Source organism: Marinospirillum celere (assembly GCF_900112235.1).
GTDB classification, from domain to species: Bacteria; Pseudomonadota; Gammaproteobacteria; order Pseudomonadales; family Halomonadaceae; genus Marinospirillum; species Marinospirillum celere.
Map to the genome: position 1 here is coordinate 236,608 of NZ_FOLH01000003.1, position 16,015 is coordinate 252,622.

General features: G+C 50.3%; 17 protein-coding genes. 5 read left to right on the top strand and 12 right to left on the bottom strand.

All coding sequences use genetic code 11. From position 1 onward, the window contains the following. The 9 genes from BM185_RS08170 to ampD form a co-directional block, all read right to left on the bottom strand. Complete coding sequence (locus BM185_RS08170; protein WP_091961911.1) at window positions 1-267, bottom strand: hypothetical protein; 267 nt, start codon at window positions 265-267, stop codon at window positions 1-3. A 101-nt stretch (window positions 268-368) separates the two neighbouring features. Next, the gene (locus tag BM185_RS08175; protein ID WP_091961914.1) at window positions 369-830 is read right to left on the bottom strand and encodes a methyltransferase family protein; all 462 of its coding nucleotides are present in this window, start codon (window positions 828-830) and stop codon (window positions 369-371) included. An 11-nt stretch (window positions 831-841) separates the two neighbouring features. Then, complete coding sequence (gene tsaB / locus BM185_RS08180; protein ID WP_091961918.1) at window positions 842-1,513, bottom strand: tRNA (adenosine(37)-N6)-threonylcarbamoyltransferase complex dimerization subunit type 1 TsaB; 672 nt, start codon at window positions 1,511-1,513, stop codon at window positions 842-844. A 104-nt stretch (window positions 1,514-1,617) separates the two neighbouring features. Continuing rightward, the gene (adk, locus tag BM185_RS08185) at window positions 1,618-2,274 is read right to left on the bottom strand and encodes an adenylate kinase (protein WP_091961921.1); all 657 of its coding nucleotides are present in this window, start codon (window positions 2,272-2,274) and stop codon (window positions 1,618-1,620) included. A gap of 129 nt (window positions 2,275-2,403) precedes the next feature. Further along, window positions 2,404-4,440 carry a methyl-accepting chemotaxis protein gene (locus BM185_RS08190; protein WP_091961924.1) on the bottom strand — a complete coding sequence of 679 codons (2,037 nt, stop codon included), beginning with the start codon at window positions 4,438-4,440 and terminating at the stop codon, window positions 2,404-2,406. Window positions 4,441-4,671: 231 nt separating this feature from the next. Further along, window positions 4,672-6,336 carry a dihydrolipoyllysine-residue acetyltransferase gene (gene aceF / locus BM185_RS08195; RefSeq protein ID WP_091961927.1) on the bottom strand — a complete coding sequence of 555 codons (1,665 nt, stop codon included), beginning with the start codon at window positions 6,334-6,336 and terminating at the stop codon, window positions 4,672-4,674. A gap of 66 nt (window positions 6,337-6,402) precedes the next feature. Further along, the gene (aceE, locus tag BM185_RS08200; protein ID WP_091961928.1) at window positions 6,403-9,075 is read right to left on the bottom strand and encodes a pyruvate dehydrogenase (acetyl-transferring), homodimeric type; all 2,673 of its coding nucleotides are present in this window, start codon (window positions 9,073-9,075) and stop codon (window positions 6,403-6,405) included. 297 nt (window positions 9,076-9,372) lie between these two features. Next, entirely contained in the window at window positions 9,373-10,266 is an 894-nt protein-coding gene (gene ampE, locus BM185_RS08205) for a regulatory signaling modulator protein AmpE (RefSeq protein ID WP_091961930.1), read from the bottom strand. 1 nt (window position 10,267) lies between these two features. Further along, window positions 10,268-10,807 (bottom strand): 1,6-anhydro-N-acetylmuramyl-L-alanine amidase AmpD, encoded by a 540-nt coding sequence (gene ampD, locus BM185_RS08210; protein ID WP_091961932.1) that lies wholly within the window; start codon window positions 10,805-10,807, stop codon window positions 10,268-10,270. A gap of 103 nt (window positions 10,808-10,910) precedes the next feature. Here ampD and nadC point away from each other — a divergent pair, with 103 nt between their 5' ends. From nadC to BM185_RS08225, 3 genes are read left to right on the top strand one after another with little or no spacing between them, the layout of a single operon-like run. Then, window positions 10,911-11,759 (top strand): carboxylating nicotinate-nucleotide diphosphorylase, encoded by an 849-nt coding sequence (gene nadC / locus BM185_RS08215; RefSeq protein WP_091961935.1) that lies wholly within the window; start codon window positions 10,911-10,913, stop codon window positions 11,757-11,759. Next, the gene (locus BM185_RS08220) at window positions 11,756-12,388 is read left to right on the top strand and encodes a class II aldolase/adducin family protein (protein WP_091961938.1); all 633 of its coding nucleotides are present in this window, start codon (window positions 11,756-11,758) and stop codon (window positions 12,386-12,388) included. Before nadC ends, BM185_RS08220 begins: the two co-directional genes overlap by 4 nt. A 51-nt stretch (window positions 12,389-12,439) precedes the next feature. Beyond that, the gene (locus tag BM185_RS08225; RefSeq protein ID WP_091961941.1) at window positions 12,440-13,210 is read left to right on the top strand and encodes a hypothetical protein; all 771 of its coding nucleotides are present in this window, start codon (window positions 12,440-12,442) and stop codon (window positions 13,208-13,210) included. A gap of 4 nt (window positions 13,211-13,214) precedes the next feature. Here the strand turns inward: BM185_RS08225 and BM185_RS08230 are convergent, their stop codons facing one another. Continuing rightward, the gene (locus BM185_RS08230) at window positions 13,215-13,622 is read right to left on the bottom strand and encodes a flagellar basal body-associated FliL family protein (RefSeq protein ID WP_091961943.1); all 408 of its coding nucleotides are present in this window, start codon (window positions 13,620-13,622) and stop codon (window positions 13,215-13,217) included. A gap of 208 nt (window positions 13,623-13,830) precedes the next feature. On the opposite strand from BM185_RS08230, the gene rsd reads away from it, so the two are divergent. Continuing rightward, complete coding sequence (gene rsd, locus BM185_RS08235) at window positions 13,831-14,292, top strand: sigma D regulator (protein ID WP_091961946.1); 462 nt, start codon at window positions 13,831-13,833, stop codon at window positions 14,290-14,292. Here rsd and BM185_RS08240 read toward each other — a convergent pair. Together BM185_RS08240 and BM185_RS08245 are read right to left on the bottom strand one after the other, a co-directional pair. Further along, the gene (locus BM185_RS08240; protein ID WP_091961949.1) at window positions 14,289-14,897 is read right to left on the bottom strand and encodes a YjaG family protein; all 609 of its coding nucleotides are present in this window, start codon (window positions 14,895-14,897) and stop codon (window positions 14,289-14,291) included. The two genes, rsd and BM185_RS08240, sit on opposite strands and share 4 nt — an antisense overlap. Window position 14,898: 1 nt before the next feature. After that, the gene (locus BM185_RS08245; protein WP_091961952.1) at window positions 14,899-15,441 is read right to left on the bottom strand and encodes a gamma carbonic anhydrase family protein; all 543 of its coding nucleotides are present in this window, start codon (window positions 15,439-15,441) and stop codon (window positions 14,899-14,901) included. A 113-nt stretch (window positions 15,442-15,554) separates the two neighbouring features. On the opposite strand from BM185_RS08245, the gene BM185_RS08250 reads away from it, so the two are divergent. Further along, on the top strand, window positions 15,555-15,980 hold the full coding sequence (locus tag BM185_RS08250; RefSeq protein WP_091961955.1) for a hypothetical protein: 426 nt from the start codon (window positions 15,555-15,557) through the stop codon (window positions 15,978-15,980). Window positions 15,981-16,015: the final 35 nt, after the last annotated feature.

Consider the following 16,015-nt stretch of genomic DNA (forward strand, 5'->3'; position numbering starts at 1 on the left):
TCAAACGTAGAGATCTATGCGCCGCCACTCTGCCCAAAGATGGCCTTGGTGAGCAACTGACCAGTAACCCTGAAGCGCACGGCGTGCTGAATGGGAAAGCTCCCGATCATCCCAGGCAGGCGTTTCTTCGCCAGAAATATAATCCATTTCTGGTGCCAAGCGAATAACCTCTGGTTGAGTCTGCGCTGGCAGTGGCGTTTTGTCTGTTGCCTCTTTACGCCTGCGGGGTGGCGGTAAGGGGGCTTGTAAGGGACCCTGAACGCGCATGAACACTCCTTGGGTTAAGCGCTGGCTGTTTACTAACTATCGACCTTAATAAGCTCAACTTTAACGCAAGCTTGGAGTTTTGACCATCCAATAAAGAGGACTTACATCCAACGAGGCACTTTGGCCTTATAGTTCAGATAGTCTTCGCCAAAGGCTTCTTCCAAAACAGCCTCTTCAGGAAGCACTTGAAACAGGTGCAAATAACCCAGGAAGAGTGGCAAAACCAGTAGTAACCAGGGCGAAGCCAACCAGGCTCCCCAAGCCGCCAGAAAACAGCCAAAACCAACATACATGGGGTTGCGGGTAATGCGATACACACCCTCGGTAACCAGCTCGCTGGTCTTTTCAGGGGTGCGCGGGTCAACCGTCGTCCGTGCCTTCTTGAAAGCACTGATTCCTGCCAGGCAAAAGTAGCTCCCCGCAAGCAGCATCATTAAAGTAATAATCCAACTCACCGGCTGATGCACTTCATAAACTGGAGTGATGGCTTCCAAGGTCCAAAGCAGAAGCAAAAAACCAATCAAAAGCAACAAAGGGGGAATTTTCTTTTCCAAAAAATGCATGTCTCGCTCCCTTAACCGGTGACCTGGTCTCGCAAATAAATCGGCTGACCTTCAGCAGCATCAACGGCCTGGCCAGCTTCCCAAGCTTCGGCAGCCAAGTAAACCAAAGCAGCAGCATCGGGATAGAGTTCGGGGATCTCTTGTTGAATTTGGCTGCGTAACACGGGTGGCAAGCGGTCACTGTAGACAGCACCTGAGCCAACTAGCAACCAGTCCTCACCCAGCTCTGGAGGCAACACCGCTTCAGGCTTGGCCAGACTTTCTTCAATTAAGGCCTGAGGAGCACCGGAGCCGGCTTGCCAAGCACACCAGTAGACCTCATCCATCCGGGCATCCAAGAGGGTCAGAATTTTACGGGCAAAGTATTTCTTCTGGGCACTCAAGGCAAGGGCTTGCAGGGTTGACAGGGGCAAGAGCGGCAAATCCCTGGCCAGAGCCAAGCCTTGTGCAGTGGCAGCAGCGATACGCAGACCGGTAAAAGAACCCGGTCCCCGACCAAAGGCCAGGGCATCCAATTCTTCCAAACGCACTCCGGAATCAGCCAGTAGCTGTCCTAACTGGGGCAAAAGGGCTTGAGCATGCTGGCGGGGTAGCATCTGAAAGTCTGCGGTGACTGTCCCTTCATTCCACAGGGCTACCGAGCAAGCATCAGATGACGTATCCAGGGCAAGGATTTTACTCATAAATCAGTATCACAAGGCGGCTAATGAATGGCGGGCAGTATACCAGCATCTAAAAAAAGAGGCCTGAACTTTCAGGCCTCTTGGTGTGTGCAGGATCCAGCTAATTACTGACCCAAGGCCTTAAGGACCTGTTCACGAATGGCTTCGACACTGCCAATACCTTTAACACAGGTATATACAGGTGCCTGCTTAGGGTCCTGGCGAGCCCAAGCCTGGTAGTACTCAACCAAAGGCGCTGTCTGCTCATGATAAACAGCCAGACGATGGCGAACTGTATCTTCGTTATCATCTTCACGCTGGATCAGATCATCACCGGTAACATCATCCTTACCTTCCACCTTGGGTGGGTTATGGATGATGTGGTAGGTACGACCTGATGCAGGGTGAACACGACGACCGGACATACGCTGAACGATCTCTTCGTCATCGACAGCAATTTCGACAACATTGTCCAGTTTCACACCGGCTTCTTTCATAGCATCAGCCTGGGGTAGGGTGCGCGGAAAACCATCAAACAGGAAACCCTTTGCACAATCTGGCTGAGAAATACGATCCTTAACCAAGCCGATAATAATATCGTCTGAAACCAAACCACCAGAATTCATGATTTCTTTAGCTTTCAGACCCAGCTCGGTTCCTTCTTTAACGGCTGCACGCAGCATGTCACCAGTAGAGATCTGAGGAATTCCAAAGGCTTCACAGATAAATTGAGCTTGGGTTCCTTTACCAGCTCCGGGCGGACCCAACAGAATTAGGCGCATGCATGTCTCCTTAATCGTTTGTTTTATTTTAAAATTGATTTTATTGGTTGAATAATTTCAGATTTAGGGACAATACAGGGAGTCCCCTCAGCTGACAAGCATCAGGGACTAAGACATAAGGCGAGTAGATCAGGAGATTTTAAAAACGCTGATCGCCTCTTGCAGCTCTTCAGTGGTTGCAGTCAAGGCACGGCTAGAGGCTGCCGTTTCCTGTGCTCCCTGGGCACTGGCATCACTACCATCCCTAATCCGCTCCAGATTAGCATCAATTTCACTGGCCACCGCTGACTGTTCTTCTGCTGCGGCAGCAATTTGCTGACTCTTGGAATCTATCGCGGTAACACCTTCCAGAATAGCAGCTAGGCTGGCATCCACTTGCTCAGACTGTTCAGCTGTCTGCTCGGCACGCTCACGGCTTTTGTCGATATGGCTGACTACACCATCCACGCCTTGGTGCAGATCAGCAATGATTTCTGCAATTTCATGGGTGGAATTTTGAGTTCGACTAGCCAAGGAGCGCACTTCATCAGCAACCACTGCAAAGCCCCGCCCGGCATCGCCGGCCCTGGCTGCTTCAATGGCAGCATTCAAGGCCAGCAGGTTGGTTTGCTCGGCAATACCGCGAATCACTTCCAAAGCTTCACCAATTCGGCTACTTCTTTCTACCAAAGAGTGGCCGGCTTCACCTGCATCCTGCAAGGCCAAAGCCAGGCGTTGCATACGATCACGCATCTCACCAACCACCTGCTGACCCTGCTCGGCTTTCTCCCGAGCAGTGGCAGCAGTAGTCGCTGCCGAAACAGCATGTTCTGCAACCTCAGTTGCTGTTGCCGTCATCTCATTCATCGAAGTGGCAACCTGCTCGGTTTCCGCCTGCTGCTGCTCACTTGTGCTTCGAGCCGTATCGGCATTACTCGATACCTGGCCGGCCTGACTACTAACCTGCTCAGCGCTAGCCCCCACCATACTGACCAGTTCGCGCATGCGTTGCGACATCTGTGCAAAGGCTTCGGTTAGAGTACCCATTTCATCCTTGGTACTGGCCTGAGGTGTCGTACGCAGATCACCTTCTGCAAAGCTTCTGACGCTTTTCAACAGACTGCGCATATTGCTATGCATGGAGACATAGAAGCAGGTGTATAGATAAGCAATAATTAAGAGTTGAAACGTAAGCAGGCTTCCCATCAAAAACAGGTTACGGTTCTGGCCGGTTTCCGCTGAGGCGAGTATCTGGTCAGCTTCACCCAGCAAGCGGTTACCCACGCTTACCAAAAGATCCCGTACCTGCTGGCTTTCCTCGTAAAACTCTTCCCAAGGCTCATCCAGACCTATCGCAAATACCACCTGATCTTCCAGAACTTCCTGGAAGTCCAATAAACCTTGGCTCACCTCATCGCCTAGAACCTCCAAACGCTCTGCCAGTTCAGGCGCACGAAATGCCAGACTATCCAAAAGAGATTGCCAGTTTTCATCCTGTCGACCCAGATCATCCAGAACGCCTTCAAGTTCGGTGCTGGTTCTTGAGTCCATGTACTCCTGCAGTAGAGCCAGATTGCCATAGCTGCGCCCTGTGCCAACACTTTCCAGAAGCAAAGGCAGCTCTGTGGTCAAGAGCATCTGCAATAGCTGGATTTCAGTACGGGAGTCACGCATCAGATCACTACTTTGTCTGATCTCCTGAAGAACACGCTGAGAACTGATCACCAGAGGCTGATAATGAGCCAAAGCAAGGCTGAAATTACCTAAGCGAGGGTCTTCATTGAACAGGGTTTCGGCTTGCTCGCGGAGAACATTCAAGTTGGCATTTAAATTGGAAGCCGCAAGAAGTTCGCTACTCAGCTCCACAAGCTGCTCATGAATATTCAACCAATGAGTTTTGGCCTCGTCAGAACGCTCCATAACTTCTGGGAGGTCACGGGTTTCCAATAGTGAAGCCAGGTCGCGGTAATCTTCCGCTGCTGCTGCAAGATCAAGTGTTAACCCCTGAAGCTCCAAGCCGGCTCTTTCTCTTTGGATTTGACGAAGATCACTCCAAAGCTGCTGAATCTGGATGCTGCTCAATAGCAGCATCGGTAGCAGAAATAGAATTGCCACCAAAGAAAATTTGGAAAAATAGGCCAGACGGTTCATTAAGGCCATGCCTGGTTGCAACAGCAGATTAAGCATTGCTTAAGCCCTCTCGTTTGTCCTTTTGTTTTTGTTTGCGGCCATTTGGCCACAGGACACTACCCCTACCTTAGCGAAAGCCAAGAAAAAATCAAACGCATGTTTTACTTTTTTTTTGAAGTAATTTATCAAGCCTTTCAGATTCAATACCTTACAACCAGTACAAAAAAAGGCCTAACCCTTTTTAAAGGTAAGGCCTTTTAATGAACTCCCTCTAGCTGTCTTTACAGACTAGAGAAGCATCTTGCGAATATCACCTAGCTGCTGGGACAGGAAGCTGGTAAATCGAGCCGCATCAGCACCATTGATTGCCCGGTGATCATAGGACAAGGACAGTGGAAGCATCAGACGGGGTTCAAATTTACTACCATCCCAAACCGGCTGCATACTTGCCTTGGAAACACCCAAAATGGCGACTTCCGGCGCGTTAACGATAGGTGTAAAGGCTGTGCCGCCAATAGAACCCAGAGAGGAGATGGTAAAGCAGCTGCCTTTCATGTCATCGCCTTTCAGCTGTTTCTTTTGAGCGCGTGCACCCAGATCGGCGGTTTCCCGCGCCAGATCATAGATACTCTTCTTATCCACATCCTTGACCACTGCGACCAGAAGACCATCAGGTGTATCCACTGCGAAACCTATGTTGATGTACTTCTTCCAGATCAGAGTATCACCAGAGGCACCTAGAGAAACATTGAACTGAGGGTAGGTCTGCAGAGCCAAAGCACAGGCTTTGATGATGAAAGGCAGAGGTGTCAACTTGGCACCCTGCTTTTCCGCTTCAGCCTTGACTGATTTGCGGAAGCTTTCTAGCTCAGTGATATCGGCCTGGTCAAATTGAGTCACATGAGGCACATTCAACCAGGAGCGATGCAGATTGACGGCACCCGCCTTCAGCAGGCGACCCATGGGCTTTTCTTCAATCTCACCAAACTGGCTGAAATCCTGTACGGGGACAGGTGGAATACCTGCGCCACCTGAAGCCGCTGCAGCACCGCCACCTTGCTGGGCTTGCTGCATCACCTGCTTAACATAGGCATGCAGGTCTTCTTTCAGAATACGTCCCTTGGGACCGCTACCCTTAACCTGGGCCAGATCAACACCCAATTCACGTCCCAGCATACGTACCGCAGGGCCTGCATGAACCGATTTGGCAGGCTTGTCTGCAATGGCCGAAGGCTGAGATGCCGCCGGCGCTGAAGCAGGGGCAGCGGCTTGAGGTGCCGGTTTTTCTGCTGGCTTGTCAGCGGCCTTTTCAGTTGAGGCAGCCGCAGCTGTGGGTTCAGCTGCCTGACCCGCACCTTCAGCCTGCATATAACCGATCAAATCCCCTTCGGAGACCTTGTCACCTTCTTTAACCAGCAGCTCCAATAGCTTGCCAGTGAAAGGACTGGGCACATCCATGGTGGCCTTATCGGTTTCCAGGGTAATCAAGGGGTCTTCTTCGTTGAGGGAATCCCCTGCTTTTACAGCGACCTCAATAATCTCAACTTGATCATGGCCGCCCAGATCAGGCACCCGGATTTCTTCTTTACTGCTTGCTTTTGCAGCTGGCTGAGCGGTTTCTTCCTGTTTGGAAGCAGCGGCTTTTTCTGCCTCTGGCTCAGGTGCCTTTTCTTCAGCAGGCGCGGCTTTGTCTTCCTCTGTGCCTCCCGAGGATCCCTCTACTTCCAATTCCAGAATATCGCTGCCTTCTTTAACCTTATCGCCTTCCTTAACCAGCAGTTTTTTAACCACGCCGGATTTGGGGCTAGGGATATCCATGCTGGCCTTATCGGATTCCAGAACGATCAAGGTATCTTCTTCTTCGACCCGATCACCTGGCTGAACGTTGAGTTCAATAACCTCAACCTCTTCATTACCGCCGATATCAGGTACTTTTATAATTTCATTACTCAAGGCTTTACTCCTTAAAATTCGGTCAGGACTGGCCCCTTGGGCCAGTCAATTCGCACCCGGCTGGCCTCAGCAGAGCAGAGGATCGCATTTTTCAGGGTTGATACCGTATTTTTTAATGGCCTCGGTGACTTTCTTGGGCTCAATTTCACCTCGGTCAGCCAGGGCCTTGAGAGCTGCCACTACCACAAAGTAACGATCTACTTCAAAGAAATGGCGCAGCTTCTCACGCGTATCTGAACGGCCATAACCATCCGTACCCAGTACCTTGTAATCGGTCGGCACCCAGGCACGTACCTGATCAGCAAACAATTTCATGTAATCTGTTGCTGCTATGGCCGGTCCTTGACGTCCTTCCAGCTGTTGGGTAATAAAAGCTTTTTTCTGTTCAGCTTCAGGGTTAAGGAAGTTGTGGCGCTCAACAGCCAGAGCTTCACGACGCAGCTCGTTAAAGCTGGTTGCACTCCAGATGTCAGCTTCAACGCCAAAGTCAGCTTTCAGTAACTCCGCCGCAGCTTCTACTTCACGCAAAATCGTACCTGAGCCCAAGAGCTGCACTTTCTGCTTGCTCTTGCCACCTTCTTTCAGCAGGTACATACCCTTGATGATTTCTTCCTCAATGCCTTTACGGTCGGGCAGCTCTGGATGCTCGTAGTTTTCATTCATCACGGTCAGATAGTAGAAGCAATTTTCCTTGTCTTCATACATCCGCTTGAGGCCGTCCTGAATGATCACCGCCAGCTCATAGCTGTAGGTAGGGTCATAACTACGGCAGTTGGGAATAGTGCCGGACAGCAGGTGACTGTGGCCGTCCTGATGCTGCAAACCCTCACCATTGAGAGTAGTGCGCCCGGCTGTACCCCCGACCAAAAAGCCTCTTGCCTGCATGTCACCTGCGGCCCAAGCCAGGTCACCGATACGCTGGAAACCAAACATTGAGTAGTAGATGTAAAAGGGCACCAAAGGATAGTTGTTGTTACTGTAGCTGGTTGCGGCTGCTATCCAGGCCGACATGGCGCCAGCTTCGGTGATACCTTCTTCAAGAATCTGGCCCTTCTTATCTTCTTTGTAGAACATAATCTGACCAGCATCTTCAGGCTTGTACTTTTGACCTTCAGACGTGTAGATACCCAACTGGCGGAACATGCCTTCCATACCAAAGGTACGCGCCTCATCGGGAACGATGGGCACGATACGCTGACCAATCTTCTTGTCTTTAGCCAAACCGGTCAGGATGCGCACGAAAGCCATAGTTGATGAAATTTCGCGCCCTTTGGAGCCCTGCAGCATGGCGTCAAAGGTTTTGTCCTTAAGTTCAGGGGTTTGCAGAGATTCAAAGTCAGAACGGCGTGCTGGCAGATAACCGTTTAACTCTTCACGCGTCCGGTTCATGTACTTCATTTCCGGACTGTCATCAGCTGGCTTGTAGAAGGGAACGTCTTCCAGCTGCTCATCACTCAAGGGAATACCAAAGCGATCACGGAATTTTTTTAGCGTTTCCAACTGCAGAGACTTGACCGAGTGGGTGTCATTTTTTGCTTCGCCATCATCACCCGTACCATAGCCTTTAACAGTATGCGCCAGCACGACTGTTGGACGACCATTGGCATTATTTACCGCCTCATGGTAAGCCGCATAAACCTTGTAGGGATCATGGCCGCCGCGGTTCAGGGCATAGATATCGTCATCCGTCAGATCCTTGACCATTTCTTTTAGTTCAGGGTACTCACCGAAGAAGTTTTCACGGGTATAAGCACCACCGCTGGCTTTGTAGTTCTGGTATTCACCATCAACTACTTCGTCCATGCGTTTCTGCATCAAGCCTTTGGTATCCTTTTCAAACAGCGGGTCCCAATGACGGCCCCAAACAACCTTGATGACATTCCAACCAGCACCACGGAAGACGCCTTCCAGCTCATCCATAATCCGGCCATTGCCACGAACCGGGCCATCGAGGCGCTGCAGGTTACAGTTAACCACAAAAATCAGGTTATCCAGATTTTCACGACCAGCCAGGGAAATCGCTCCCAGAGATTCAGGCTCATCACATTCGCCGTCACCCATAAAGCACCAGATTTTACGATCCAGCATGGGTTTTTGCTCACGTGAATCCAGATACTTCATGACGTGGGCCTGGTAAATGGCTTGAATGGGTCCAAGGCCCATGGAAACCGTCGGGAACTGCCAGAAATCAGGCATCAGCCAGGGGTGAGGATAGGAAGAAAGCCCCTCTCCATCCACTTCCTGGCGGAAGTTATCCAGCTGCTTCTCGCTCAGACGACCTTCAAGAAAAGCCCGGGCATAAACACCAGGGGCACCATGACCCTGGAAGTAAACCAAATCCCCTTCAAACTCATCCTTGGGAGCACGGAAAAAGTAGTTGAAGCCCACATCATAAAGGGTCGCACTCGACATAAAGCTGGAGATGTGTCCACCTATACCTGGCTTGGCCTTGTTGGCGCGCATAACCATAGCCATAGCATTCCAACGAACCAATGAACGGACACGTCTTTCCATGAATAGGTCACCCGGCATCCGGGCTTCGCGATGAACAGGGATGGTATTACGATGGGGGGTAGTGATGGAGAAAGGCAGCTGAGAACCATCACGACGCATGCGATCAGCAAGCTGAGTTAATAAAAATTTGGCTCTTTCTTCACCCTCATGGGTAAGTACCGAATCCAGGGACTCCAGCCATTCCTGAGTTTCCACTGGGTCCAGGTCTTTTACCTCCTGATTCATATAAAGATCTCCACTTATAGTTGGGATAAAAACAACAATGTAGCCTGACTACAGCTCAATAAGATCAGGCCAGAAAAAATCGGGTAAAAACCGGGTTCATGTACGCTGCCTTAGGAACTTCACTCCTAAGGTAAGCAGAAAAGTTGGCTATTTTCATGTTGCAGCGCACCATAAAACTCAATACCAGCAAGGACTTCAGATCCTTTTATAATTTCTTGTAATTTTACTACAAAAACTTCCAAATAAAAGCCCCTTCTGCTCAATTGGAAGAAAGGGCTTTAAAATCAGATGAGTAAGCTATCCCCAGAAAATCACACCCAAGGCAGTGATAGCAACCCAAAGAGCCAAAGCCTTCCAAATGCGTTCTTTTAGCTCCAATAATTCCTGGTCCGCTTCCTCAGTCATAATTTCAGGGCGCTGAACACAAACGTCGGCCACCTCATCACCATTGGAAACGACACCATAACCAGTCAGCAATTGACGGTTCAAAAAGTCTTCAGTAGGCAGTTGCCAGCGCAACAGATCCGCCATAAACTGTTTTAGACCCAAGAGTGGACGCCCCAACAGAGCTAAACTCAAGCCCAGCAAGCGGGCTGCAGGCCATTCCAAAACCCGCTGAAAGCGCTCTATCTGCTCATCACACCCCTGCTCGGAATCTTGACGAGCATTGGCAAGTGCCTGCTCACTCAATCTGGCCAACAAGGCGCCAACAGGTCCTAGCAATAGATACCAGAAGAGCACCAAAAACAATCGGTCAAAAGCAAAATAGGTCAGTCGGGACTGAACACGTGCGTGCAGATGACAGGGATCTTCACCAATTTCATCATCTTCAAGGATTTCCTTGGCATAGTAGCTAGCAGCCTGAAAATCTCCCTGGCGCCAGGCCACCATATAGCGCTCCACCCACAGGAGCTCACTGCGTCTACCCAGTGCATAAAAGACAATCAGCAGATGTATCAGCAGGGTAAACAAAGACCAAAAGGCAGCTTCCACCCACCAAAGCAGCAGCCACAGCAAGAAAATCCAGGGCAGAATACTGACCAAAAAACTGGCAGAAGCACCAGGATCATACCCCATGCGTTCGGCCACCCACCGCTGCCAGTCTCTAAAGGCCCTATCCAGAGTCCGAATCGGTCCCTGACCCGGCATTTCACGTAAAAAAAGCACTGCCAGCATTACAAAAAACTTCATCCTAGAGCTCCGCCAAGTAACTTTGCCAATCAAACGCAGGACCTGGATCAGTTTTGCGGCCATGCGCCAAGCTTGCGTGGCTGCAAATACGTTCCTGGGTAATGCCCGGGTACACATGCATCAGTGACCGGGTCACCTTGATCAACTGCTGGTACTGCACCTGAGTATAGGGCTGGTCGTCCGAACCTTCCATCTCTATACCTATAGAAAAGTCATTACAGTTCTCTCGACCCTGAAAATAAGACTGGCCTGCGTGCCAAGCCCGCTGATTAAACGCCACAAACTGGATCAACCGACCTGTACGCTCTATCAGCAGGTGTGCAGAAACCCTGACCCCGGCCAGACTTTCAAAATAAGGATGCTCGGTTGGCGGCAACTGGCCCTGAAAAAACTTTTCAATCCAACCTCCCCCATAGGTTTTTGGCGGCAAGGCTATATTATGGATCACCAGCAGGCTGATATCCTCTGGGTCTGGCCGTGTGTTGTAATGAGGCGAGGGGCAGGTTTCCGCCTCCTGCAACCAGTGCTCGAAGATCTGCATGATTTAATTGCAACAAATTTAAAAGTTAAGGGTGCAGCCAAGCGCCCTGAGTCCTCTTATAATGCACAGCCTCTCAGCTATTTTTCAATCCATGGAGCCTCCTATGCAGCAGTTTATTCAACCACCACCTACTTACCTTCTCGCCCAGCAGGTTGCTCTGGCCCTGCAAGAAGATGTGGGTAGCGGTGATCTGACTGCCCAATTGATTGCTGCAGACAAAAGGGCTAAAGCCCGTGTGATTACCCGCCAAGCCGGTGTATTTTGTGGCGGCCCCTGGGTTCGTGAAGTTTTCCACCAGTTGGATTCAAGAGTCACTGTTGACCTTCAGGTTGAAGAAGGCGAACGTCTGCAGGCCAATCAAACCCTTTTTGAGCTCAGCGGCCCAGCACGCGCCCTACTAACCGGTGAACGCAGTGCCCTGAATTTCGTACAAACCCTTTCGGCAACTGCCAGCCATTGTCGGGAGCTGGCCGATCTGGTCGCTCATACCCAGGTGCGCCTGCTGGATACTCGCAAAACCCTGCCTGGGCTGCGCCTTGCTCAGAAATATGCAGTAACCTGTGGTGGTTGCTACAACCACCGCATAGGGCTTTTTGATGCCTTCCTGATCAAAGAAAATCACATTGCCGCTGCGGGTGGCATTCAGGCCGCCGTTGATCGGGCCCGTCAACTCGCACCTGGAAAACCTGTAGAAGTTGAGGTTGAAAACACCACTGAACTGGAAGAAGCCCTGGTCGCTCAAGTCGATATCATAATGCTGGATGAGTTTTCTCTGGAAGCCACACGCGATGCTGTTGCCTGGGTTCAAGGCCGCTGTAAACTCGAAGCCAGTGGTGGCATTGACCGTGAAAAGCTAGTCGCTGTTGCTGAGACAGGGGTTGACTATATTTCTCTGGGAACCCTGACTAAAGATATCAAAAGCCTGGATTTGTCTATGAGGTTAAGTCAGTGAGCACAGTGAACGAAAAAGAAGGTGTCATTCAATATCTATGCGAGCTGAAAGAGAAGCAACAGCTCTGGCCAGCGGCCGTGTTGCAGAAGCTCAACCACTGGCGTGACAAGATGCTTGAAGCTGGCTGGATGGGGCAAAACCCTCAACGCTATCAAGGCCTGGGGTTTGGCAATCTGAGTCTGCGCTATCCGCAGGACCCGCACCCCCATGCTTTCATCATCACCGCCAGCCAAACCGGACATCTTCAGCAGCTTGACAGTGAGCACTGGCCTCTGGTTGTCAGCGCTGACCCTGACAACAACCGCCTCCTTGCCCAAGGCCAGCATTCTCCTTCTTCAGAAGCCCTCACTCATGCTGCTATCTATCAAGCGCTACCCGAAGCCGGAGCGGTGATTCATATTCACAGCCCGCAACTCTGGCAACTAACCTGCAAAGACCCTCAGGCTACTATTTCCTCTGAAATCAGCTATGGTACTCCTGCCATGGCTCAGGCTTTGGGGCAAAGTGCTAGGCAGCCGAGTGGGTTTCTGACACTTCTAGGGCACCAGGATGGCCTGGTCGCCTGGGGAAAAAACCTGGAAGCGGCAGCCGATCAGCTCTACTCTTTACAGCAAAGCTTAAGCCAATAAAACTATCAAGATTGCTATCCAGTCAGAAGGACTTACGAGGAAGTGCAGACCATGACAGTCACAGCCAGCTACGATTTACTTATTATCGGCGGAGGCCAGCAAGCAGCCGAACTCCTAAAACAACTACCGGAAAATATTGGCAAACTGGCAGTCATCGACAGCCGGTCTGGTTTTCCACCCGTTACCGTTGAAGCCAGTAGAAACTTAGAGCTTGGCAAGACCACTCTTGATCTGGTCGAAGCAGCGCCGATTATTGATCTGCGCCGCACACCCGATGGCAACTATCTCGCTAAAAGCAACCATGACAAGTATTTCCAGGCTCCACTGGTTTGGGTCGCAGCAGGGGCAACAACGCTCAAGCTGGCCCACAAGATGGGCTATGGACTGGATTACTTAGTATTTCCGCTTAAAGGCTATGGCTTCCAAGTAGAGGATAAGCAAGCAGAGGTGCGCTACTTTACTTTCCGGTTGGATGAGCAAAAAGCTTCTTCAGTATTAGATTTTTTCAGGCTGTTAAGGTTAGAGCGCCGCCTGCTGGCGGTGCTGCATTGCCTGATCAGCAGCAAGCTTACCCGAAGAGCAATGCTGGCAGGCTTCGGCTATCGCCTACCCTGGCTCAAAGACCAGCTGCTAAAACGCCAGGTACAAAAGCTGGCCGGTTCAGAAGTTTCTGATGACGCCTTGGAAATCCTTGGCCCCCTACCCCTGCAACGCCTGCTCGTTGACACTAAAACCAACAGGGTTCATGAAGAAAGCTTTCAGCTATCAGCCAGTGAAGGACTCAGCTTTTATTTCCCTGGAAGCAGCTTAGGGAGTTACTAAGCTCTTAGTTTTGCCAAATAAAGTTGGTCAGGAGGACATCCTGAACCACTTCAGCACCGATTTCTTCTTTCAATACCCGGTTAAGGGCTTCTTTCAATTCACTGCGAATTCTTTCCTGGCCGCGTGAAGTCACCACATTGTTCTCTGATTGCCGCGCCAGGTTAAGAACGATGGTATTGCGAACCAAAGGCCGATGTTGCTCAACGGCCTGATAAGCGCGAGCACTACCCAGCTCAAGGGTAATATCTGCTTTCAGGTACTTAAGCCGTCCCGGTCCACCATAGTTGGTTACAAACCCCGGAGAGAGCTGCAAATAATAAATATCACCAGAAGGCTCCGGATCCTGTGCAAATAACTGAGCTGGCAACATCAAGCTGACAACCAGCAGCAAACTAAGCAGGGGTAAGCGCATTTTCCTCTCCCTAAGGGCCTTTAGGTCTTAATATTTTCAAGTTTATAAATTTCCAGCCTGCTAGGCTAGCCTAACTGGCCAACAAAGACGATAGCCAAAACGTTAACGCCACTATTAAATTTGTGATCCAATAAGCAGGTGCTTGCGAAAGTCTACAAAATTACGTAAAACTAACAGCCTTGATTAAAGCAAACCTGTGGAGAACAACATGCTGGAATCCTGCAAAAATGCCCAGGAACGCTGGGGCGGTGTCCACCAGCTCATTGACCGCTGGCTGCAAGAACGCCGTGAGCTTTTGGTCAGCTTTAATCGACTGAGCCAAGCCCTACACCAAAAAGGCAAGGTTACCAGTGATAAAATTGAAGAATTTCGTGAACTCCTGGTGGACTATCTCAGTGCCGGCCATTTTGAAATCTACGAACAGCTGATGCATGAAGCTGAAGCTTTCAAGGACCAAGAGGCGCTTAAGCTTCTAGATACCACCCTGCCTTTGCTGCATGAATCCACCCAGCAGCTGATGAAGGATGAGGAGCACCTGGTTCCCATGGGGCTTAATGATCTGGAAAAAACCCTCAGCCATGTTGGCGAACTTCTTGCTGAACGTTTTGAACAGGAAGACCAGCTGATTGCAAAATTGCATGCCGCCCATGCTCCCCAGCAGCCAGCTTAAGCGTCCAAAGAAATTCCCAGGTTGCTGAAGCCCTGATTTCCAGCCAAGTCCCGAATACTTTTCAAAATTTCAGGATGCGGCTGGAATTGTGCTGAAACCAAGTTCAATAGCTCGTCCTGAAACGCATTTTCATCATCCATCAGATCCTGGTAACGCACCCACTGGCTGAGCTCCTGGTCATCCAAGTCTTCAGGAGCCTGCATTTCCAGGTATTGACGTACAGTAGAGCGTGACAGTTTACTGGCACGAATGGCATTTTCCTCATCATGCTTGAAGGCCTGCTCCACCGCCAATTCCAAAGCCATAATCGCATCCAGTGCCGGATAAACACCATAAACCTCAAATGCATCTGGGTTGGGCTGTAAATCAGGCAGCTTCTCCTGCTGCACTTCCCAATTAATACTGGCCGCTTTGGCTGTCAGTTCTTCCCAGAGCAGAGCCAGTAGCTTGAGATATTCATCTCTATGGCCAAAGTCGGTCGCCTCACTAAATAACAGGAAGTTAGGCGCTGACCGCTGCGCCAGAGCGGTAGCAAAAGCAAGTTGCTGCCAAGGGCGCAGACGTCTGAGCCGCTGATTGAAGGAAGGGGCTTTTTTCTCAGTCATACTAGGCTTCCCAAGCTTCTGCCAAATGCTTGTCTTTCAAACGCATATAATTGCCTGCTGTGTAGCTAAAAAAACGTTGCTCTTTCTCACTCAAGGCTCTGACTTGACGCGCTGGACTTCCTGCATACATATAGCCTGACTTGAGGGTCTTACCGGGTGTTACCAAAGCGCCAGCGGCAATAATGACTTCATCCTCCACCGTCACGCCATCCATGACTATAGCTCCCATCCCAACCAGTATTCGATTACCCAGCGTACAGCCATGAAGTACTGCTTTATGACCGATAGTGACCTCCTCACCAATAATCAGAGGGTAACCACCGGGATTAAAATCACTGGCATGGGTAATGTGCAATACTGAGCCGTCCTGAACACTGGTGCCCCGACCTATACGTATACGGTGCATATCACCCCGAATAACAACCATTGGCCAGACAGATACATCATCACCCAATTCCACATCACCCAGGACGACGGCCGTAGGATCAATAAAAACCCGCTCACCTAGCTTAGGGGCAGAACCCTGATAACTTCTTATGGTCATAAGCATCTCTTGCGTTTATAAAATGCTCACAGCTTACCTTTCAGCGTGAGCTTGGCAAGCTTTTTAAACTTGATAAACTTCTTTCAAACCCACCTAGACTCAGAGCCAAGTCAATGTCATCAACCCAAAAATCCAAAAACAAACCACGCCTTCTTCCCCGTTGGATTCAACACCTTTTAACCTTTGCAATTATCGCAGTCAGCTTAGCCCTAGCCTGGGCTCTGCTGCCAACGGATAGCTTTGACACTGATCTGCAAAAAATTGGACAAGGCCAACCCATTGCGGTTTTGATCCATGAAACCGCCAGCCCCAACAGCATGGAAGCGATGGACTTAATTAATGAAATCAGATACGAAGTTGAACCATTGGAATTTATTGTGGCAACTCTGGGCCATCCTGAGGGACGGGAGTTTGCACGACAACAACAGACAGAAACTCCCGGACTGCTGCTTTTTTTTGATGGCGAAGGCCAGCGCACGGAGGTTGTATTCGTGCAGTCACTGGAAGATATCAACCGGGGTATCCGTAGCCTTTTGTAAGCCTTGTGCTGGGCCTTTTTATTTACGTTAGAATA